We start from the raw sequence: 21,027 nt of genomic DNA, 5'->3' as shown, positions 1-21,027 counted from the left end.
ACGCCAATCAAGCCCTCCCTGTGACGTAGCATGGGGAGGGGGCACAGTGCGCGCATATTCGGTGGGGCTCAGGCCTTTGTAAAAGCTCTTTCCAAGCCACCGGATTTACTCAGACCGTTCTTGAATGCCTGGTAAGCCGGGTGTTGGCTGGAGCGCGCCGCTTCCATGAGCCGCATCTGCAGCCGCGCGGGCGCTTCGTTGCCGAGCCATTCGCCGAGCTTTTCGAGCTTCAGGGAATTCAGGAAGCGCGCTTCGGCGGCGAGGTCGAGATGGCGATGGAGCCCTTCGATCAAATTCTCGTCCTGTTCCGGATTTTCCATCAGCAGCTTGATGAAAGCCTGCTCCGCTTCTCCGAAGCTCGAAAGCTTCGCGGCGGTCGTGTCCCGGTCCGGAAAGGCGGCTAGCATGCTCATTGAATCGCTCCCTCGAATCGAACGAGCTTCAAGCGCGGCGGCTTCGTCTTTCGCGTGCCGGGGCAGCGGCGCCCTCATTGGCCGTCTTGTTGCGCAAGGGGCCGATCTTTTCGATGATCGCCTCGATGGTGGGGCGCTCGCCCTTCGTGTGGTTGTCGAGCGCAAGCCGCATGGCCGCCAGGTGATTGCACGACGTGCCGCAGCAGCCGCCGATGATCCTGGCGCCGGCGTCGACCGCCAGGCGCGCATATTCCGCCATCAGCGGCGGCGTGCCGGAATAGTGGATCTCCGATCCACGGAACTCCGGGATGCCGCAATTGCCCTTGACGACGACGGTTCCCTCCGGATTGGCGGCGGTCATGTCGAGGAGCGAGGAAAGAATATCGGACGCGCCGACGCCGCAATTGGCGCCGACCGCGACGGGGCCTTCACCGATACCTGCGGCAACCGTATGGAGATCCTTTGGATGCAGGCCCATCATCGTCTTGCCTGCCGTATCGAAGGAGCCCGTGTAGACGAAGGGGATGCCGACCTTCGTCGCGGCTTCGGCCGCTGCCCGGATTTCGTCCGGCGAAGACATCGTCTCGATCCAGGCAACTTCCGCGCCGCCGGCCTTGAGCCCCTCGATCTGCTCGACGAAGGCCGAAACCGCGTCCTCGTAGGAGAGCGCGCCAAGCGGCACCAGCAGTTCGCCGGTCGGGCCGACGGAGCCGGCGGTGATGACCTTGCGCGGCGCCTTGTCGGCGACGGCGCGGGCGATCTCGGCGGCACGCTTGTTGAGCGCATGCACCCGATCTTCCGCCTGATGGAGCTTCAGCCGATGGCGTGTGCCGCCAAAGGAATTGGTCAGGATGATGTCGGCGCCGGCGTCGACGAAATCCTGATGCAGCTTCGTGATGTTTTCCGGCTTCGTCTCGTTCCAGAGTTCCGGCGCTTCGCCCGCTTCGAGGCCCATGGCGAAGAGCGACGTCCCGGTCGCTCCGTCGGCAAGCAAGACGCCCTTCTGGGCAAGGAGATCGGAGAGAGCGTTGGCTGCAACGGACATCGGCTTTTCCCGGCTGAACAAAGTGTAGCAAGATATAAACATATCTTTATGTCTTTGCGCGTGAGGACGCAAGCTAAATGTGTCGAGCTTCGACGCTTGCGGAAATCAAACGCCAGTGGATAGCCGCGGCAATTCATCCGCCAGAAGGGCAGCAAGTCCGGCCGCGGCGTGCTCCGCCTTTGGGCGCAGCCGCAGGCTGAACTCCGCCACCGGCAAGGGCGGCAGATCGAGGTGCTTTGGCGCGGCCGCGATGCCGGCACCCAGAAACCGATTTGTGCGTGCGGTGATCGCGATGCCGCCGAGGACCGCGGCGCGCAGGCCCGAGAGGCTTGGGCTGGTCGCGGCAATCCGGAAGGGACGGTCGGCTGCCTCGAGCGCGGAAATCGCGGCGGTTCGAAAGCCGCAGGGCGGGTCGAGCACGGCCAGTGGGAGATCGGTGTCCGGGAGGTTCAGGCCGGTCTCAGAGCAAAGCCAGACCATCGGATCTCGCAGAACGAGCAATTCGTCAACCGCAGGTTCTTGCCGCATGGCCAGCAGTATGTCGATCTGGCCTTGGTCGTAAGCCGCCGTCAGTTCCTTCGTCCGGCCGATCCGGAGATCGAGGCGAACCCGCGGATGCGATCGAGCGAAGCGACGAAGCATTGCCGGAAGCGTCGTGTCTGCGAAATCCTGGGTGCTGCCAAGCGCCACCCGGCCATCCGCGCGGGCGCCCTTGAGGTTGAGCCACGCGTCGCGTTGGGCGTCGAGGATGCGCCGGGCATGGACGACGAACTCCTCGCCGACAGGTGTCAAAGATCGGCCGCGCCCGGCCGGTGCGAGGAGAGGCTCGCCGACCAAGCCTTCAAGACGCTGCATCTGCGCCGTCACGGCAGACGGCGAGCGGTGGACCGCCTCGGCCGCACGGGCGAGCGAGCCGCCATCGGCAAAGGCAAGGAAAGTGCGCAGGAGTTCCGGGTCGATTGTCCGCATACTTCAATAATGCAGAATTATTTCTGCCAAACAATTCGATTTTTCTGATGCGAAGATGGTGCCATGCTTCCCTCGTCGTCTCATTTATCCGAGGAAGGAATTCTTATGCCGATCATAAATATCGCCGTTGCGGCTCCGGCGAGCCCCGATCTTTCCGCGCAGATCGCGGCGTCCGTCAGCGAGTTGACGCGCCTGCACCTGCGCAAGGATCCGACCGTCACGGCCGTCACGATCAGCTATATCGACCCGCGGCATTGGTTTGCCGGCGGAAAGTCGATCGCATCACAGCAGACGACCAGTTTCTGGCTCGACATCAAGGTTGTCGACGGCACCAATACGAAACAGGAACTGGCCAGTTACATCGAGGCGATCTTTGCCGGGTTCGAAGGCTTGCTCGGAACGGTCCACCCCGAAAGCTACGTGCTGGTTCATGAGGTCTCGGCTGCAGCCTATGGCTTCGGCGGCAAGACGCAGGAGTTCCGGTTCATCAGCGGCAAATTGCAGGGGGCCGCGTAGAATGGGAGAGGGGCGCCTCATCGGGCGTCCCTCTCAATTCGGCGAACGGCTCCTATGCTGCCTTGCGGTCGCTGTGACTTGTCGGGGTCACCATCGCGCCGATGATCGTGTGCAGGTCGATGGCGCCGATTGGGCGGCCGTTGGTGTCGACGACGTGGGCCGTGTTGATATGCGCACTCGTCATCGTGCGGGCGGCCGCCTCGAGGACGGTACCCGCGGTGATCGCGAGACCCTCCGGATTACCGGACAGCGGCCGCATGATCGTCTCGACATTCACGACCCGGCCGCGGTTCACCTCCTTGACGAAGGCGGTGATGTAGTCGTCCGCCGGCGCAAGCACGATTTCCTGACCCGTTCCCTGTTGCACGACGCGACCGTCGCGCAGGATGGCAATCTTGTCGCCGAGTCTCAGCGCCTCATCGAGATCGTGGGTGATGAAGACCACCGTCTTCTTCAGTTCCTTCTGCAATTCGAGCAGCACCGTCTGCATGTCCATCCGGATGAGCGGGTCAAGCGCCGAATAGGCCTCGTCCATCAGCAGGATCTCGGCGTCATTGGTAAGCGCCCGGGCGAGACCGACGCGTTGCTGCATGCCGCCCGAAAGCTGGTTCGGATAGTGCTTCTCGAAGCCCTGGAGCCCGACGCGTTCGATCCAGCCACGCGCGCGCTTTTCGCTCTCGCGCTGGTCAATTCCCTGGATCTCCAGGCCGTAAACGGTGTTTTCGAGAACCGTGCGGTGCGGGAGCAGCGCGAATTTCTGGAACACCATCGCCGTCTTGTGGCGGCGGAACTGGCGAAGGTCGTTCTGGTTCATCTTGCAGACGTCGACGCCGTCGTAGAGCACTTCGCCGGCGGTCGGGTCGATCAGCCGGTTGATGTGGCGGATGAGCGTCGATTTTCCGGAGCCGGAAAGGCCCATCACGACCGTAATGCAGCCGCCGGGCATCGGGATGTTGATGTCCTGCAGGCCGAGGACATGACCGTATTTTTCGTTGAGTTCGGCCTTGCCCATGCCGTTCTTGACGTGATCGATATATTCGTGCCCCCGAGGGCCGAAGATCTTGTAGAGGTTCTTCACCTCGATTGCGCGACTAGCCATGAACAACCTCCGAATGCTTCTGCAGCCGCCTGCCGAAGGCTGGGCTGGCACGATCGAAAAATGATGGCGTTGCCGATCTTTGCAACACCGCTGGAGCTGCGTTCCGCTCGTCCGCGTCTTTGGAGCGCGTGTACGAAGCGTAACCGCTTCCAGGTTCCCCATGAGCAATGTGACAGCGGAACTGGCAGGCTGCTATGCTGTTTGCGACGCGAGGGGGGCGGCTTCGTCGCGAACCACGCGACCGGCGTTGCCGCAGCACGCAACAGGATCTCGCCTCCGTCTGCAGCATGGCCTCCATCAAAGCGCAGCCTTCACCTTTTCTGCAACATCCGCGGGCACCCATTTTTCCCATATTTCCGGGAAGCGTTCGAGGAAATAGCGCGCAGCATCCTCGTTCGTTGCCCTGTTTTGATCCATCCATGCGAGAACCTTGTTGACTGTGGCATTGTCCCATCCACGGGCATTCACGTAATCCATGGCGACGCTTGCCTTCTCGGCAAAGGATTTCGTCACCACGGTGAAGACGTCCGAGACCGGAAAGGAGTTGACCTTCGGGCTTGGACAATCCGGTACGGCCGAGCAGGAATCCCATTCCGCCCGGTCGTGGTCAACGCCGAAGGACAGGCGGACCATTTCATATTTGCCGAGGATCGCCGTCGGCGCCCAATAGTAGCCGAGCCAGCCGGACTTCTTCTCGAAGGCCTCGGCAATGGAGCCGTCAAGCCCGGCCGCCGAACCGGGGTCGATCAGCTTGAACCCGGCCTTTTCCGCTTCCAGTGCCCTATAAAGGTTGGCTGTCGAGATCTGGCAGTTCCAGCCGGAGGGGCAATTGTGGATCGCCCCCTTGGTCGTGTCGTCGGGCGCAGGGAAAAGATCCGGATGCTTCAGCGCGTCCTGGACAGTCTTGATGTCCGGATTGGCATTGGCGAGGAATCTCGGGATCCACCAGCCTTCGACGCCGCCTTCGCTGAGAATGGGGGCTGCCTGGATAAGACGGCCTTCCTTGACCGCCGCTTCGAGCGGCGTGCGCACCGAGTGAATCCAGAGCTCGGGCGCCATGTCCGGCTCGGCCTTTGCGTTCATCGAGGAAAACGTCGGCATCGTGTCACCGGCGACGAGGGTGACCGTGCAACCATAGCCGTTCTCAAGGATGATCTTGTCGACATGGGCGGCGATGCCGGCGGAGGCCCAGTTCATTTCGGCAATGCTAACCTGCCCGCACTCCGCGGCCCGAGGGGAGTCGGCCAGAACGTAAAAGCCGGTAGCGGCAAACATTATTGCGAGGAGTTTCGTCACGGTCCCCGGCCTCCCGTCTACTACGTGGCCATGACGAGTTAGCCTAGGTGTTTCCCATGAGAAATCAACCTGTTCAATTGATTGCGCCTATAGAGCCTGCCTGCATTCGAGGATCGTGCGGTGGATTCGGAAAAATTGCGAATTCACCTTTGGTTAAGCTCTCACTAACCATCCGGTAAGGATGTCAGGCTAATTGTTTGCCTGCGGCGGGCGACTGCCGCAGGTCCGGTTCTGGTGTTGCGTACCGGACCTGCCTCCTTGGCGATTTTCGCATTCTGGAGGGCACGCAGGCGAACTCAGGCGACGTCCCTTGTCGCTGCCGTGGTCCGGCCTTGCGCGGACGCGAAATGTCGCAAAAATCGGTGTAGGAAAACCGCCCTTATCCGACGTTGGACGTGCGGATGAAGCCGAGCGGCCCGAAGGGCGCGTCGACAGGCGTGTTGCGGACGCGGGACTGGCTGCGCGGCGCCTGTGCGTTCCAGGCGATCTGAACGAAATTGGGTTTGCTGAAGATGAACAGCATGGTTTTTTTGCCTTGGGAAGTCCGGGGTTCCACCGGGTTGTTTCGATAATCGTGATATAGGCGTGCGGCGGGGATTTTTCGATGCCAAAGTCGCCAGCGAATGTCGCATTTTCGATAGTCCGCCGAGGTTCCTCAGACAAGGTTTGTGAGCAACTGATACACCCCATGATCGCCGCCGGGAAAATTGCGGCAAAATGGCGTCAAAACAGTGCTTTGCCGGAGAGGCTTTCGATGTTACGGGAGACCGTATGACACACGCGATCATGCTCCAGGGAACCGGCTCGGATGTCGGAAAATCGGTATTGGTGGCAGGCCTCTGCCGGCTCGCCGCCAACCGCGGCCTGAAGGTGAGGCCCTTCAAGCCGCAGAACATGTCGAACAACGCTGCCGTCTCCGATGACGGTGGCGAGATCGGCCGGGCGCAATGGCTGCAGGCGCTCGCCGCGCGGGTGCCCTCTTCGGTGCACATGAATCCCGTGCTTCTGAAGCCGCAATCCGACGTCGGCAGCCAGATCATTCTGCAGGGCAAGGTCGCCGGGCAAGCGAAGGGCAGGGAGTATCAGGCGCTGAAGCCGAAGTTGCTCGGCGCGGTGATGGAGAGTTTCGAACATGTCTCTGCTGGCGCGGATCTCGTCATCGTCGAGGGCGCCGGCTCGCCGGCCGAGGTCAACCTCAGGCCCGGCGATATCGCCAATATGGGCTTTGCCACACGGGCCAACGTTCCCGTCGTCCTCGTCGGCGACATCGATCGCGGCGGCGTCATCGCCTCGCTGGTCGGCACCCACGCAATCCTTCCGGAGGAAGACCGGCGGATGGTCACCGGCTATCTGATCAACAAGTTCCGCGGTGACGTGACGCTTTTCGACGACGGCATCGCGGCGGTCGGACGGTTCACCGGCTGGCCCTGTTTCGGTGTGGTGCCCTGGCTGAAAAGCGCCGCGCGGCTGCCGGCCGAGGATTCCGTCGTGCTGGAGAAGCTGGCGCGTGGCGGCGGCAGGGCGCTGAAGGTCGCCGTGCCCGTGCTGTCGCGCATTGCCAATTTCGACGATCTCGATCCGCTCGCGGCAGAGCCGCAGGTCGATCTCGTCTTCGTCCGGCCGGGCATGCGGCTGCCGGAGGACGCAGGCCTGGTCGTCATCCCCGGTTCGAAATCGACGATCTCGGATCTCAAGGACTTTCGCGCGCAGGGCTGGGACCGCGACCTGGAGCGCCACGTCCGGCGCGGCGGCCGGGTAATCGGCGTCTGTGGTGGCTATCAGATGCTGGGCGTCCGCGTCACCGATCCGCTCGGCATCGAAGGAAGCGAACGCGAGATCGCCGGGCTCGGGCTGCTTTCGGTCGAGACCGAAATGGCGCCGGAAAAGACCGTTCGCAACAGCCGCGCCTGGTCGCTGGAGCACAACGTGGCGCTCGAGGGCTATGAAATCCATCTCGGCAAGACGTCCGGGCCGGATTGCGAACGTGCGCCGGTGACGATCGACGGCCGCCCCGATGGCGCGATGTCGCCCGATGGCCGGGTGATCGGAACCTATCTCCACGGCCTGTTCGGCAGCGATGCCTACCGGGCCGCGCTGCTGAAGAGCCTGGGGATCGAAGGCGGCGGGAGCAACTATCGTCAGTCGGTCGACCGCGCGCTCGATGAGATTGCCGCCGAGCTGGAGGACGTGCTCGATCGCGCGTGGCTCGAGCACCTGCTCGGGTAGCGAGCCGCAGCGCTCTCGCATGCCGCGTTCTCAAACCCTCTTTGGTTGATATTGCAACGCGGCTGCGAACGATGCAGCATGGCCCGCGAGGCGGCAGGCCAGTCTTTTCCAAAGGAAACCAGTCTTGCCGCCCTCCGGCATGAAGGTCGGCGGTTATGACACGCGCCCAGCTGGTCGGCGTCCTTATCGGATTGGCAATTGTCGCGGCGCTGACGGTGTTGCGGGCAAATGATCCGCAACTGCTGAGATTTGCCCGCGAAATCACCTTCGACGAATACCAGCGCCTGGCGCCGAGGCCCTTCGAAGACCTGCCGGTTCGGGTCGTCGACATCGACGAGGCGTCGCTCCGGGAGTTCGGCCAATGGCCTTGGCCGAGGGATCGATTGGCCAATCTGGTCAACAGGCTCTCCGAAATGGGCGCCGCAGTGATTGCCTTCGACATCCTGTTCGCCGAGCCTGACCGGCTGTCGCCGCGCACCGTTGTGCGTGACGTGACCGGTATCGATCCCGCCTTGCTGGAAAGGCTGCCGGACAATGACGAGATCTTCGCCGGCGCGATTGCCGGCAAGCCGGTGGTGCTCGGCTTCGGCCTGTCGAACGTGGGAAAGTATCGACCGCAGGTCAAGGCGGGCTTCGCCTTCACCGGCGAGAGCCCGTTCGATGCGCCGCCGCGCTTCACGGCGGCGACGCCGCTTCGGCCGGAGCTCGAGGCCAATGCCGCGGGCATCGGCCATATCAGCCTCAATCCCGGCAGCCCGTCGGCGGTGGTGCGCGCGATCCCGCTTTTGCTCAGCGATGGCGAGCAACTCTATCCGAATTTGGCGCTTGAGGCGCTGCGGGTCGCCCAGGGCGCCTCCACCTATCTGCTGGCGGGCGCAACGGATGTGGCCGATACGATCACCCGGATCAAGATCGGCGAGTTCACCGTGCCGGTCACGGCGGCGGGCGAGCTCTGGCTGTATGTGAGCGAGGACCGGGCCGAGAGATATGTGTCGGCCGGCCAAGTGCTTGCCGCATCCGGCGCCTCCGGGGACATCAGGAACGCGGTCGAAGGCAGCATCGTCTTCGTCGGCACGTCGGCCGCCGGCTTGCTGGACATCCGCACGACCGCTCTCGGGCACAACGTCCCCGGCGTTTCGCTCCACGCCCAGGCCGTCGAGCAGATCCTGTCCGGTCGGTTTCTCGCGCGTCCGGACTGGGCCGACGGGCTTGAAATCCTGTCCATCGCCGTTGCGGGCGGCCTGCTCGTGATGCTGACAACCTTTGTCAGCCCCGGCGTGGCGCTTGCTTGCGGGCTATTGATCACCGGCCTGGCGCTCGCTGCGTCCTGGGTTGCCTTCCTCTATGCCGGACTGCTCTTCGATCCGCTTGCCCCGATCCTTTCCGGATTGGTCACCCATTTCGCCGCGACAGCTTACCGCTTCCTCGTCACCGACCGCGAACGCCGTGTCGTTCGGCGTGCCTTCGGCCAATATCTGTCGCCATCGCTGCTCTACCGCATCGAGCACACGCACAATGCCCTTCGTCTTGGCGGAGACGACCGCGAACTGACGATCATGTTCGTCGATGTCCGCAATTTCACCGAGATCAGCGAGCGGCTGGCGCCGAGGGAGCTGGTTGGTTTCCTGAACACGCTTCTCGATGCGTTGAGCCGCCATGTCATTGCCAACGAAGGCACGCTCGACAAGTTCATCGGCGACTCGATCATGGCTTTCTGGAACGCCCCGGTCGATGTGACCGATCATGCCGGCAAGGCCGTCCGCACCGCGCTCGCCATGCGCGAGACACTTTCCCGCCTCAACGACAGCGACGCATTCGGTTTCGGCAGCAAGGGCAAGGTGGGGATCGGCGTCGGCATCCATACCGGCCTCGCTTGCGTCGGCAACATGGGCGCCGAGACCCATTTCAACTATTCGGCCGTCGGCGATGCCGTGAACGTCGCTGCGCGTATCGAAGCCGCCTGCAAGGAGATCAGCTTCGACATTCTCGTGTCGGAGAACACGGCGAAGTCGCTCGCCGACTTTGCCTTGCTCGAGGCGGGCGCGTTGGGACTGAAGGGCAAGAGCACCCGCACCCGCCTCTTCGCCGTCGTCGGCGACGGCCACGTTGCCGCGTCTCCCGACTTCGCCGAATTGCAGCACGTCCATGGGGAATTGGTCGATGCGCTGCGTTTGCGTTCGCCGGCGGGCCGCGAGTTTGCCGGCGCCGCAAGGTTCAAGGCAGCACCCTTGTGTCCCGGATTGTCGGATTTCTACAGGCGGATCACCCGCAGGGTTGACCATTTTTCAAGCGAACCGCTGGCGAAGGGCGCCCGGTCTGCCAAAGAGGGAAGGCGACGGCCGCCTCCGCCACGCTTCTTATGACGGATCCTGGCCTTGCGTGCCCTTGTCTTGTCCTCCCTTTCCCCTGTCTTGTCCTCCCTTTCCCCTGTCCTGGCCACCCTTGCCGGTATCTTGCCCTCCCTTGCCTGTATCCTGTCCTCCCCGACCAGGTTCAGTACTTATGGCTTTGCGAGGTGTGGCTTTCTCCGGGGGGCGGATATCCGTGGGGGAGGTCGGCTTTATCTCCAAGGCCGCCGAAAGACCGCAGCTCCCGCTCATTCCCCCAAAACCCACCGAGAGTTTCTGATCGCCCGAGAGGAAAGGCAGCGCTTTCCTGTTGCCGAGTCTCGTCAGTATGCTGCGATCGACCCGCTGGGTTTTCGTCACCGCGCCGCCGGGCCTGGCGACCACACAATCGCAGCGCCGCGTCAGCGGCTGGCAACCTCCGCGGCCGCAGAATTGGGCTGCACCGCTCAACAGAACGATCGCGGTCGTTCCGTCATCGCCGACATAGAAATCGAAAACCGTTCCGCGGACGCCGATCGTACCGGACGGCGTCAGGATGTTGTAGGCGGAATGCTTCGAGTTACCGCTGATCCAGCGAAACGTTCCCTTGGCGGCCGTAACCGTGAGCTGCTGCACCGATTGCGAGTCGTCGTAGACGAACTTGTCGATGACGACGGACGAGCCGGCTCCGACGGCCAACTTGCTGCCGTCGCGGAATATGAACTGGCCCAGCCCCGACCTGGATGTGCGGATTCGTTCGTCCCGGTGGACGGGATCCCTGACCGCAAGCGGTCCAGTCGCTCCGGAAACCTCGGTCTTGATCAGCGTCGCCTGACCAATTGGTTCGGCGGCCATTGTCGGCATGAAACCGTAAAGCGCGGCGCTCAGCGCTGCGATTGCGGTACGACGCAACTGCGCCATCGCACCCTCCACAAGGATCCCGGTTCGAAACGGACCGAGATCGTCAGCGCGATCGTTCTGAAGCAAACGCAGCCATACGTAGCTCGAAAGTCGCGTCGGGCTTGGAAAGCCTCGTTCTATCACGTGGTGGGGATGGGTGTCTGCTCACCCGTTTGGAGTATGAAAAGCACAGGCGTGCCGGAGCGGCCCCCGAGAAGACGCACAAAGGTCGCCTTCGCGTCGCAGACCGTCGATTGACTTTGCCGCATCCGCTTCATAATTAACGACGATGGATGGTTCCCCGGCGCCGAAGCGGTGCGGGGGAGTAAATGGGAATGTGACGGGCGGACCCACGCCGGGCGCCCTTATCGCAGCCGACCCCGCGACTGTAGAACGGTCAGGGTTCGCCATCGGGCATGCCGCTCCTCTTCCGACGAAACTGCATGGGGCAGTTTTCGCGGGGTCGGAGGGCACGTCGGAGAAGCCACTGGCGTGGCATCGTGAACAGCCGGGCTGGACGCCTCTTCTTCTACGAATCGTCCGCCTTCACGAGCCAGCAAACGCGCCGGGAAGGCGAGGCGGACCCGTTCGGGTTTCAGCATCGATGCGCAGCCGCATGCGCGCGACCGCTGCCCGTGACGCCGAGAGCCAGGAGACCTGCCTTCCATCAGGGCATTCGCCCGGGGAGTTTTCCCCAATGCCAGCACGGAGGTTGTCGTGGCTCATACATTGTCTTCTGCGCGTGCCGGTCACGTGTCCGCTTTCTATCGCCGCTTCGGCCCCGCAGGTCTCCTTGCGCGAGGCATGGTCGGATGATGATCTCTCATGCCGGTCCGATCCTCGTCCTCGGCGGCGCTCGTTCCGGAAAATCCACTTTCGCCGAAAAGCTCGTCGAAGCCTCGGGGCTGCCGATGCATTATGTCGCAACTGGTCGCGCCTACGACGACGAGATGCGTGATCGCATTCATCATCACCAGGCCGCGCGACAAGGTAAGGGCTGGACGACGCATGAGGAGCCGACCGATCTTTCCGGTCTGCTTCGCCGCCTGGCTGATCCGGGATGCGCCATCCTCGTCGATTGCCTCACGCTGTGGGTGACGAACCTGATGATGGAAGGGCGCGACCTTGCCGTCGAATTCGCGGATCTCGCCGCCTTGCTGCCGGAGACGCGGGCGCGGCTCGTCTTCGTTTCGAACGAGGTCGGTCTAGGCATCGTTCCGGAGAACCGCATGGCGCGCGACTTCCGCGACCATGCCGGCCGCCTCCACCAAATCGTCGCGGAGAAATCCGCCGAAGTCTATTTCGTCGCGGCCGGGTTGCCGCTGAAAATGAAGGGTTGATTCATGACGCTTGCAAAGGCCCATCCGGGCAAGATCCCCGCCACTGTCATCACCGGCTTCCTCGGCGCCGGCAAGACGACGATGATCCGCAACCTGCTGCAGAATGCCGACGGCAAGCGGATCGCGCTGATCATCAACGAATTCGGCGATCTCGGCGTCGATGGCGACGTGCTGAAGGGCTGCGGCGCTGAGGCCTGCTCGGAGGAGGACATCATCGAGCTTACCAACGGTTGCATCTGCTGCACCGTCGCTGACGACTTCATTCCGACCATGACGAAGCTGCTCGAACGCGAGAACCGTCCGGACCATATCGTTATCGAGACCTCCGGCCTTGCCCTGCCGCAGCCGCTGGTCGCCGCGTTCAACTGGCCGGACATTCGCAGCGAAGTGACTGTCGATGGCGTCGTCACCGTCGTCGACAGCGCCGCCGTTGCCGCCGGCCGCTTTGCCGACGATCACGACAAGGTCGATGCGCTGCGCGTCAATGACGACAACCTCGACCATGAGAGCCCGCTCGAAGAGCTCTTCGAGGACCAGCTCACGGCCGCCGACCTCATCGTTCTCAACAAGACCGATCTCATCGATGCCGCCGGCCTCAAGTCCGTGCGCGAAGAGGTCGCCTCGCGCATCAGCCGCAAGCCGGCGATGATCGAGGCGAAGAACGGCGAGGTGGCCGCCGCAATCCTGCTCGGGCTCGGCGTCGGCACAGAGGACGAGATCGGCGACCGCAAATCGCATCACGAGATGGAGCATGAGGCCGGCGAGGAACATGATCACGACGAGTTCGACAGCTTCGTCGTCGAACTCGGCCCGATCGCCGAGCCGGCCGTCTTCGTCGACCGCCTCAAGGCTGTCATCGCCGAGCATGACGTGCTGCGGCTGAAGGGCTTCGCCGACGTACCCGGCAAGCCGATGCGTCTCCTGATCCAGGCGGTAGGCAGCCGGGTCGATCAATATTACGACCGCGCCTGGGCCCCCGGCGAGACGCGCGGCACGCGGCTCGTCGTCATCGGGCTGCACGACATGGACGAGGCGGCCGTGCGCGCGGCGATTTCGGCGCTGGCGTGAGGTGAATGTGAAGCCGTACGAGAGTTACCCCTCCCCAACCCCTCCCCACCAGCGGGAGGGGCTTCTCTCGCGTTTGCCGCGACGCTTCCGTTCCCAAAGGGGCGCGGTGTTATGGCACGAACGGCTGATACTCGGGGAAAGAGTGCGTGTGGCACGACCTAACCCCTCCCCCGTGTGGGGAGGGGCTGGGGAGGGGTCTTTTCGCAAGCGCCACGAGGAGCAACCATGCATCTCCTCCTAGCCCAGAAAGGCACAATCGCCGACGGCAACGAGGCGATCGATCTCGGCCAAAGCCCGGCCGATATCCTGTTCCTGTCGGCCGCCGATACGGAGCTTGCCTCGATCGCCGCCGCCAATCGGTCGCGCGTCGGTGGGAAAAGCCTGCGCATTGCCAGCCTGATGAGCCTCATGCACCCGATGTCTGTCGACACCTATGTCGAACGCACGGCGCGGCATGCGAAGCTGATCGTCGTCCGGCCGCTCGGCGGCGCCAGCTATTTTCGCTACGTGCTGGAGGCGCTCTATGCCGCCGCCGTTGCGGGCAAGTTCCGGATCGCGGTGCTGCCGGGGGACGACAAGCCCGACCCCGGCCTCGAGCCTTTCTCGACCGTTGCGCCGGAAGACCGGCGGCGTCTCTGGGCCTATTTCACCGAGGGCGGCGCGGACAATGCCGGCTTGTTCCTCGACTATGCCGAGGCGCTGATCGATGGCGCCGAAAAGCCGCAACCGGCGCGGCCGCTGCTCAAGGCCGGCCTATGGTGGCCGGGCAGGGGCGTGATCGGGGTTGACGAGTGGGTGCGTATCGCCGGAGGCAGCGAGGAAACACCCCCCTCTGCCCTGCCGGGCATCTCCCCCACAAGGGGGGAGAATAGGGAGGCGAGCGTTCGCTCCTCGCCGACGGCAGAGATGGAGGCGAATCCGACCGGGACGGGCGCTCGCGCCGATGCCGGTGCGAATTTGGCGGGAAACAGCATCAGCTTGCCGATCTCCCCCCTTGCGGGGGAGATGCCCGGCAGGGCAGAGGGGGGTAGCCACCCTGACGTGCACCAGACCCCGACCGTCGCCATCTGCTTCTACCGGGCCCTCGTCCAGAGCGGCGAGACCAAGCCCGTCGAAGCCCTGATCGAGGCGCTCGCCGAAGAAGGGATCCGCGCGCTTCCCGTCTTCGTTTCGAGCCTCAAGGATCAGGTTTCGATCGGAACGCTCGAGGCGATCTTCGCCGAGGCCGCGCCGGACGTGGTGATGAACGCCACCGGTTTTGCCGTCTCGGCACCCGGCGCCGACCGGCAGCCGACAGTGCTGGAATCGACCGATGCGCCGGTGCTTCAGGTCATCTTTTCAGGTTCTTCGCGCGAAGCATGGCAGGCCTCGCCGCAAGGGCTGATGGCGCGCGACCTCGGCATGAATGTCGCTTTGCCGGAGGTGGACGGACGCATCCTTTCGCGCGCCGTCTCCTTCAAGGCGGCATCCGTCTACGACCCGCTCGTGGAGGCAAACATCGTCGGCCATGAGCCCCTCTCCGACCGCGTTCGCTTTGCCGCCCGGCTCGCCGCCAATTGGGCAAGGCTGCGCCGGGCGAGGCCGGAGGCGCGCCGCATCGCCATCGTCATGGCGAACTACCCGAACCGCGACGGGCGTCTCGGCAACGGCGTCGGCCTCGATACACCCGCCGGCACCATCGAGGTGCTGAAGGCGATGGCGGCGGAAGGTTATCCGGTTGGCGATCTGCCCGCGGACGGCGATGCGCTGATCCGCTTCCTGATCGCCGGACCGACGAATGCCGCAAGCCGCGACCGGGAAATCCGCGAAACCATTTCCTTGAATCACTACAAGGACTTCTTCGCCTCTCTTCCTGGAAAGATTCAGGAGGAGGTGGGCGCGCGCTGGGGTGCGCCGGAGTCCGATCCCTTCTTCCTCGACGGCGCCTTCGCGCTGCCGCTTGCCCGGTTCGGCGAGGTCATCGTCGGCATCCAGCCGGCGCGCGGCTACAACATCGATCCGAAGGAAACCTATCACGCGCCGGATCTCGTCCCGCCGCACGGCTATCTCGCCTTCTATGCCTATCTGCGCCAAATCTTCGGCGCTGACGCGATCATCCATATGGGCAAGCACGGCAATCTCGAATGGCTGCCCGGCAAGGCGCTGGCGCTTTCCGAAACCTGCTATCCCGAGGCGATCTTCGGCCCGACGCCGCATCTTTATCCCTTTATCGTCAACGACCCGGGCGAGGGGACGCAGGCCAAGCGTCGCACCAGCGCCGTGATCATCGACCACCTGACGCCGCCCTTGACGCGGGCCGAGTCCTACGGGCCGCTCAAGGACCTTGAAGCGCTGGTCGACGAATATTATGAGGCAGCCGGCGGCGATCCGCGGCGGCTGCGGCTGCTCAGTCGTCAGATCCTCGACCTCGTGCGCGATATCGGGCTCGACCGAGACGCCGGCATCGAAAAGGGCGACAGCGACGACAAGGCGCTCGAAAAGCTCGACGCCTATCTCTGCGACCTCAAAGAAATGCAGATCCGCGACGGGCTGCACATCTTCGGCGTGGCGCCGGAGGGGCGGCTGCTGACCGACCTAACGGTGGCGCTCGCCCGGGTGCCGCGTGGCTTGGGCGAGGGCGGCGATCAGAGTTTGCAGCGCGCGATCGCGGTGGACCTGGGGCTTGGTGGGTCGCCAATACCCCCCTCTGTCCTGCCGGACATCTCCCCCACAAGGGGGGAGATCAGGGATGCGGCCGCTCGCTCTACAGAGGCTGGCGAGCTCGGGGCGAGCCTTTTGGCCGATGATGGGGGCAACGGAACCTCGGAGGGAAGCCGTGGCCACTCGCCAATCTCCCCCCTTGTGGGGAAGATGCCCGGCAGGGCAGAGGGGGGTACGCTTCCGCACCCGCCACCCTTCGACCCCCTCGACTGCGTTTTCTCCGCGCCCTGGGGCGGTCAGAAGCCCGATCTCCTCACCAAGCTCTCGGATGCCCCCTGGCGCACTGCGGGCGATACGGTCGAGCGCATCGAACTTCTCGCCACCAAACTGGTGTCGGGCGAGATCGCTTGCCCAGACGGCTGGTCCAACACGCAAGCCGTCCTCGACGAGATCGATGCCCGGCTGAAGCCCTCGATCCAGAACTCCGGCGCAGCCGAAATCACCGGCCTGCTCACCGGTCTCGATGGCCGCTTCGTCGCGCCCGGTCCTTCCGGCGCGCCGACGCGCGGCCGTCCGGACGTGCTGCCGACGGGGCGCAATTTCTATTCCGTCGACAGCCGCGCCGTACCGACGCCGGCGGCCTACGAGCTCGGCAAGAAATCGGCCGAGTTGCTGATCCGGCGCTACCTGCAGGACCATGGCGAATGGCCGTCCTCTTTCGGGCTCACCGCCTGGGGCACCTCCAACATGCGCACCGGCGGCGACGACATTGCACAGGCGCTGGCGCTGATCGGTGCCAAGCCGATCTGGGACATGGCGTCGCGGCGGGTGACCGGCTACGAGATCGTGCCGCTCGCCGTGCTCGGTCGCCCGCGCGTCGATGTCACGCTCAGGATTTCCGGCTTCTTCCGCGACGCCTTCCCGGAGCAGATCGCCCTCTTCGACAAGGCTGTCCGCGCGATGGGCGCGCTGGAGGAGGACGATGCCGACAACATGATCGCCGCCCGGATGCATGCCGAAGCGCGACGCCTCGAGGAAAAGGGCGTCGAGGCGAAGGAAGCGGCAAGACGCGCCTCCTATCGCGTGTTCGGTGCCAAGCCGGGCGCCTATGGCGCGGGCCTGCAGGCGCTGATCGACGAAAAAGGCTGGGAAAAGCGCGGCGATCTCGCCGAAGCCTATCTCACCTGGGGCGGCTATGCCTATGGCGCCGGTGAAGACGTCAGGGCGGAGCGCGGACTTTTCGAGGAACGCCTGCGGACGATTGAAGCCGTCGTCCAGAACCAGGACAACCGCGAGCACGACCTGCTCGACAGCGACGACTATTACCAGTTCGAAGGTGGTATGAGCGCCGCCGCAGAGCACATCGGAGGGAAACGCCCGGCGATCTACCACAATGATCACTCCCGCCCTGAGAAGCCGGTGATCCGCTCGCTGGAGGAGGAGATCGGCCGCGTGGTGCGCGCCCGCGTCGTCAATCCGAAATGGATCGATGGCGTGATGCGCCACGGTTACAAGGGCGCCTTCGAGATTGCCGCGACTGTCGATTACATGTTCGCCTTCGCCGCGACGACCGGTGCCGTGCGCGACCATCATTTCGAGGCGGCCTACCAAGCCTTTATCGCCGACGAGAAAGTCCTCGATTTCCTGCGCGACAAGAACCCGGCGGCCCTGGCGGAACTGTCCGAGCGCTTCCTCGAGGCGATTGACCGAGGTCTCTGGAACCCGCGCTCCAATTCGGCGCGATTTGAACTGAACAGCCTGTCCGGCCGTGCGGCGCGCGAACGCCTGTACGCCGGGAACGAATAGGGAGGAATGCGATGAGCGACGAAACCGCCAACACCGGCGAACCGGTACCCGAAAAGGACGAAGCCCGTCACGCCATGAAGATGGCGAAAAAGAAGACGGCGCGCGACAAGATCATGGCGACGAAGACCGACGAGAAGGGTCTGATCATCGTCCATACGGGCAAGGGCAAGGGCAAGTCGACCGCCGGCTTCGGGATGATCTTCCGCCACATCGCCCATGGCATGCCCTGTGCCGTCGTGCAGTTCATCAAGGGGGCCATGCAGACCGGCGAGCGCGATCTGATCGACAAGCATTTCGGCGACCTCTGCCAGTTCTACACGCTTGGCGAAGGCTTCACCTGGGAGACCCAGGACCGCGCCCGCGACGTGGCGATGGCCGAGAAGGCCTGGGAGAAGGCCAAGGAACTGATCCGCGACGAGCGCAATTCCATGGTGCTGCTCGACGAGATCAACATCGCGCTGCGCTACGACTATATCGACATCGCCGAGGTCGTGCGCTTCCTCAAGGAAGAGAAGCCGCACATGACGCATGTGGTCCTGACCGGTCGCAATGCCAAGGAAGATCTCATAGAGATTGCCGATCTGGTGACCGAGATGGAACTCATCAAGCACCCGTTCCGCTCCGGCATCAAGGGGCAGAAGGGCGTCGAGTTTTGACGAGCCTTCGGCGGTGATTGGGCTTGACTGCGCACCCGTTTTCTCTGGCGAGTGCGTCAAATCCAGCGCCTCACACGTTGGCAATAGGCGCGGTAGGTCTCGCCGAAGGCGCCGAAGAGATGGCTTTCCTCCATGCGGATCTGGTAGGAAATCGAGATCCAGGCGGAGAGGGCCAGCGCCGCCGAAACGACGTTCGGGACAGCAAGCATCGTGCCGATCAGCGCCGCCACCATGCCGACATAGATCGGGTTGCGGGAAAAGGCATAAAGGCCGGAGGTGACGAGCGGGGCATCCTGCGCCTCCGGTATGCCGATCTTCCAGGAATCGCGCATCGACCACTGCGACAGCATCGTCAGCACGCCGCCGAGCGCCATCAAAGCGAGCCCGAGCCAGGCGAGCGGCGGCCGATCGAGCGCCGGAATCCGCCCGACGACGGCATCGACGCCGGCGGGAACGATCGCCGCGGCGAGCAGATGCGCGACGAGTGCGGCGACGATGATGCGAAAAAGGCGGCCGCCGAAGCCTTCGGCATCGTCGCCGTAGGTCAGGACAACAGGGGACCGCCCCGTCTGAAGGCGGCGATGGACCGACAGCGCCAGTGTGAAGGCGCCGACAACCAGCATCAGGATTGCGGGAATCGTCGTGAACATCAGGGCTCCTCGTCGTCGGACGACACGGGTTGGCGGCGCTTCTTCAAACGCCGCATGTGGGACAGCGGAGCCAAGTTGCAATCTCTAGTAACTAGAGGTTCAAGGGCCTATTACGAGCCTGCCGATTTTTGTTGCCGGATTGGTAAACACGCCAGCGTCGACCGACGGATCGGTGCGGATAGACTAGCAGGGGGACGGACGGACTGTACGGTTGCTTGTTGCATATCCGCACTTGCAAGCCGGTGGCATCACGACGAGGCGCGAGCACCGGGTCTCACATCGCGAGCCAGACCCTCAGAGGATGCGTCGGGTCCGCCAGCAGCCGGATCGCCAACGCGATCGAGACGATGACGAGCAACGGCTTGATGATCTTCGCGCCCTTCGCCATGGCGTAGCGGGAGCCGACCTGCGCACCGAGAAATTGACCGGCACCCATTATCAGCCCCACCTTCCAGAGCACGACACCGTAGAGAACGAAGACGATGAAGGCACCGAGATTGGAGCCGAAGTTCAGGAACTTCGTGTGGGCGGTCGCCTTGAGGATTCCGTAGCCGGCGAGCGAGACGAAGCCGAGCATGAAGAAGGAGCCCGTTCCTGGTCCGAAAACGCCGTCGTAGAGGCCGATCAGCGGCACGAAGGTGAGGGTGAAGAGGAATGCCGACATGCGGCGATGCTTTTCGACGTCGCCGATATTCGGCTTGCAGCCGAAATAGACGGCGATCGCGATCAGCAGGAAGGGCAGCACGCCCTTGAGTGCATCGGCGGGAACGACCGTCGCGATCAAGGCGCCGAGCACCGAGCCCGCGGCCGACATCAGCGCCATCGGCAACTGCTCCTTCAGATTCACGTGCCCGTGTCGCGCATAGGCGATGCTGGCGGAACCGGAGCCGAAGAGCGATTGCAGCTTGTTGGTCCCGAGCGTTTCGAGCGGCGGAATGCCGGCGATCAGCATGGCGGGGATGGTGATCATCCCACCACCGCCGGCGATCGAATCGATGAAGCCGGCGATGAAGGCGGCCACGAACAGAAAGAGCAATAGATGGAGGGCGAGGTCGATCACGGTAGGCTCGAGGCGGAATGGAATTGCTGCTGCCTTGTGTCAGAGCCGAGCACGAAAAGCAAAGGCTTGTCGCCGGCAACTTCCGCAGAAAATGCTGTTCTTGCCCGGCAAGCGCGTTGCCGTCGTCCGCTGCGGCGCCCGCTTTTTCATGAACGTAGCGTGAGGGACGGGTGAAGCCTCCCTTTTGCGCCATGCCGACTGCGCCGTTTACGACGTGGCGATGGCGCAATCCGGTTTGACCGCCCGGATGCCCTTCGGTAGAAATGACGATCATGCGACGGCGTCCGTGCGAGCGGATCGAAAGAGCGTCCGGTGCGGCCGACCCCTTCAGGGGGCCAGACCCGGTGCTGTCCGAACCGGTACGGCTGCACGCCCGGGCCGGCGCTTCGTATGGAACGCCGACCGCTGCGCGGACCCAACACTTGCAGGTTTGGGCCACCACGCAGATGTCAATGAGCAGCAGCCTGTGCGTCCAGGGGGATGGGGGCCTGCTGCAGGGGAGCCGCACTGCAGATGCCTTCGGTCCAAGGGCCAGATCCAATCGCCAAACTTGTTCTCGGCCTCGGCTGCGAGCGAAACACCGCGCCAGAGGAAGTGATCGCGCTGGCCGAGCGGGCGCTCGCCGATGCCGGCGCATCCGCGAGCGATGTCAACTTCGTCGCTTCGCTCGACGTGCGCGCCGAGGAGCTCGCAATTCATGCGGCCGGCCGGCATTTTTCCGTACCCGTGCGCTTCTTTGACGCGGCAACCCTCGCGGCGGAATCCGCGCGACTGCAAAATCCGTCGGACATCGTCTTTGCCCATACGGGCTGCCATGGCGTCGCCGAGGGCGCGGCACTGGCAGGGGCGGGACCGGAAGCGATCCTGCTCGTTCCGAAAATCCGCTCGGCCCATGCTACAGCCGCGATCGCGGGACCGCGGCCCGATGGCGACGCCCAGGTTCCAGGCGCGTCGGAGGCCTTCTGATGTCTTGGGCGCCGGCCAGCGACGTATCTTTTCAGCAGATTCAATGTTCT

General features: G+C 63.8%; 17 protein-coding genes and 1 riboswitch. Of the genes, 8 read left to right on the top strand and 9 right to left on the bottom strand.

Features of this window, described 5'->3' with window-relative positions; translation table 11 throughout:
- Positions 1-68 precede the first annotated feature (68 nt).
- From RHIBR816_RS0128875 to RHIBR816_RS0128865, 3 genes are all read right to left on the bottom strand, one after another.
- A complete protein-coding gene (locus RHIBR816_RS0128875) occupies positions 69-413 on the bottom strand; it encodes a hypothetical protein (RefSeq protein ID WP_018240064.1) in 345 nt (114 codons plus the stop codon).
- 28 nt (positions 414-441) lie between these two features.
- On the bottom strand, positions 442-1,458 hold the full coding sequence (bmt, locus tag RHIBR816_RS0128870) for a betaine--homocysteine S-methyltransferase (RefSeq protein WP_018240063.1): 1,017 nt from the start codon (positions 1,456-1,458) through the stop codon (positions 442-444).
- 105 nt (positions 1,459-1,563) lie between these two features.
- Entirely contained in the window at positions 1,564-2,427 is an 864-nt protein-coding gene (locus RHIBR816_RS0128865; protein ID WP_018240062.1) for a LysR substrate-binding domain-containing protein, read from the bottom strand.
- 105 nt (positions 2,428-2,532) lie between these two features.
- Here RHIBR816_RS0128865 and RHIBR816_RS0128860 point away from each other — a divergent pair, with 105 nt between their 5' ends.
- On the top strand, positions 2,533-2,943 hold the full coding sequence (locus tag RHIBR816_RS0128860) for a 4-oxalocrotonate tautomerase family protein (RefSeq protein WP_018240061.1): 411 nt from the start codon (positions 2,533-2,535) through the stop codon (positions 2,941-2,943).
- Between the two features lie 52 nt (positions 2,944-2,995).
- Here RHIBR816_RS0128860 and RHIBR816_RS0128855 read toward each other — a convergent pair whose 3' ends face one another.
- The 3 genes from RHIBR816_RS0128855 to RHIBR816_RS37265 all read right to left on the bottom strand — a co-directional run bounded on the left by RHIBR816_RS0128855 (position 2,996) and on the right by RHIBR816_RS37265 (position 5,861).
- Complete coding sequence (locus tag RHIBR816_RS0128855) at positions 2,996-4,042, bottom strand: glycine betaine/L-proline ABC transporter ATP-binding protein (protein ID WP_018240060.1); 1,047 nt, start codon at positions 4,040-4,042, stop codon at positions 2,996-2,998.
- Positions 4,043-4,339: 297 nt separating this feature from the next.
- Positions 4,340-5,338 (bottom strand): glycine betaine ABC transporter substrate-binding protein, encoded by a 999-nt coding sequence (locus tag RHIBR816_RS0128850; protein WP_026187541.1) that lies wholly within the window; start codon positions 5,336-5,338, stop codon positions 4,340-4,342.
- Between the two features lie 379 nt (positions 5,339-5,717).
- A complete protein-coding gene (locus RHIBR816_RS37265) occupies positions 5,718-5,861 on the bottom strand; it encodes a hypothetical protein (RefSeq protein WP_018240058.1) in 144 nt (47 codons plus the stop codon).
- Positions 5,862-6,109: 248 nt separating this feature from the next.
- On the opposite strand from RHIBR816_RS37265, the gene RHIBR816_RS0128840 reads away from it, so the two are divergent.
- Positions 6,110-7,564 (top strand): cobyric acid synthase, encoded by a 1,455-nt coding sequence (locus RHIBR816_RS0128840; RefSeq protein ID WP_018240057.1) that lies wholly within the window; start codon positions 6,110-6,112, stop codon positions 7,562-7,564.
- A 155-nt stretch (positions 7,565-7,719) separates the two neighbouring features.
- Positions 7,720-9,927 carry a CHASE2 domain-containing protein gene (locus RHIBR816_RS0128835; protein WP_018240056.1) on the top strand — a complete coding sequence of 736 codons (2,208 nt, stop codon included), beginning with the start codon at positions 7,720-7,722 and terminating at the stop codon, positions 9,925-9,927.
- On the opposite strand, the gene RHIBR816_RS0128830 is transcribed toward RHIBR816_RS0128835, so the two are convergent.
- The gene (locus tag RHIBR816_RS0128830) at positions 9,922-10,812 is read right to left on the bottom strand and encodes a FecR domain-containing protein (protein ID WP_018240055.1); all 891 of its coding nucleotides are present in this window, start codon (positions 10,810-10,812) and stop codon (positions 9,922-9,924) included. The genes RHIBR816_RS0128835 and RHIBR816_RS0128830 overlap by 6 nt on opposite strands.
- A 256-nt stretch (positions 10,813-11,068) precedes the next feature.
- Positions 11,069-11,471: riboswitch (cobalamin riboswitch) on the top strand.
- Between the two features lie 132 nt (positions 11,472-11,603).
- On the opposite strand from RHIBR816_RS0128830, the gene cobU reads away from it, so the two are divergent.
- The 4 genes from cobU (at position 11,604) to cobO (ending at position 18,301) form a co-directional block, all read left to right on the top strand.
- A complete protein-coding gene (gene cobU / locus RHIBR816_RS0128825) occupies positions 11,604-12,131 on the top strand; it encodes a bifunctional adenosylcobinamide kinase/adenosylcobinamide-phosphate guanylyltransferase (protein ID WP_018240054.1) in 528 nt (175 codons plus the stop codon).
- Positions 12,132-12,134: 3 nt separating this feature from the next.
- Positions 12,135-13,199, top strand: coding sequence for a cobalamin biosynthesis protein CobW (gene cobW, locus RHIBR816_RS0128820; protein ID WP_018240053.1), 1,065 nt, complete (start codon positions 12,135-12,137; stop codon positions 13,197-13,199).
- Between the two features lie 225 nt (positions 13,200-13,424).
- Positions 13,425-17,645, top strand: coding sequence for a cobaltochelatase subunit CobN (cobN, locus tag RHIBR816_RS0128815; protein ID WP_018240052.1), 4,221 nt, complete (start codon positions 13,425-13,427; stop codon positions 17,643-17,645).
- Positions 17,646-17,656: 11 nt separating this feature from the next.
- Complete coding sequence (gene cobO, locus RHIBR816_RS0128810; RefSeq protein ID WP_018240051.1) at positions 17,657-18,301, top strand: cob(I)yrinic acid a,c-diamide adenosyltransferase; 645 nt, start codon at positions 17,657-17,659, stop codon at positions 18,299-18,301.
- A 56-nt stretch (positions 18,302-18,357) separates the two neighbouring features.
- Here cobO and RHIBR816_RS0128805 read toward each other — a convergent pair whose 3' ends face one another.
- On the bottom strand, positions 18,358-18,951 hold the full coding sequence (locus tag RHIBR816_RS0128805) for an isoprenylcysteine carboxylmethyltransferase family protein (RefSeq protein WP_018240050.1): 594 nt from the start codon (positions 18,949-18,951) through the stop codon (positions 18,358-18,360).
- A 274-nt stretch (positions 18,952-19,225) separates the two neighbouring features.
- The gene (locus tag RHIBR816_RS0128800) at positions 19,226-20,011 is read right to left on the bottom strand and encodes a TSUP family transporter (RefSeq protein ID WP_018240049.1); all 786 of its coding nucleotides are present in this window, start codon (positions 20,009-20,011) and stop codon (positions 19,226-19,228) included.
- Positions 20,012-20,524: 513 nt separating this feature from the next.
- Here RHIBR816_RS0128800 and RHIBR816_RS0128795 point away from each other — a divergent pair.
- Entirely contained in the window at positions 20,525-20,977 is a 453-nt protein-coding gene (locus tag RHIBR816_RS0128795; protein ID WP_018240048.1) for a cobalamin biosynthesis protein, read from the top strand.
- The last annotated feature ends 50 nt before the right edge of the window (positions 20,978-21,027 follow it).

This window comes from Ensifer sp. BR816 (assembly GCF_000378985.1).
Taxonomy (GTDB): domain Bacteria; phylum Pseudomonadota; class Alphaproteobacteria; order Rhizobiales; family Rhizobiaceae; genus Sinorhizobium.
This window is presented reverse-complemented; position numbering and strand designations above follow the sequence as displayed.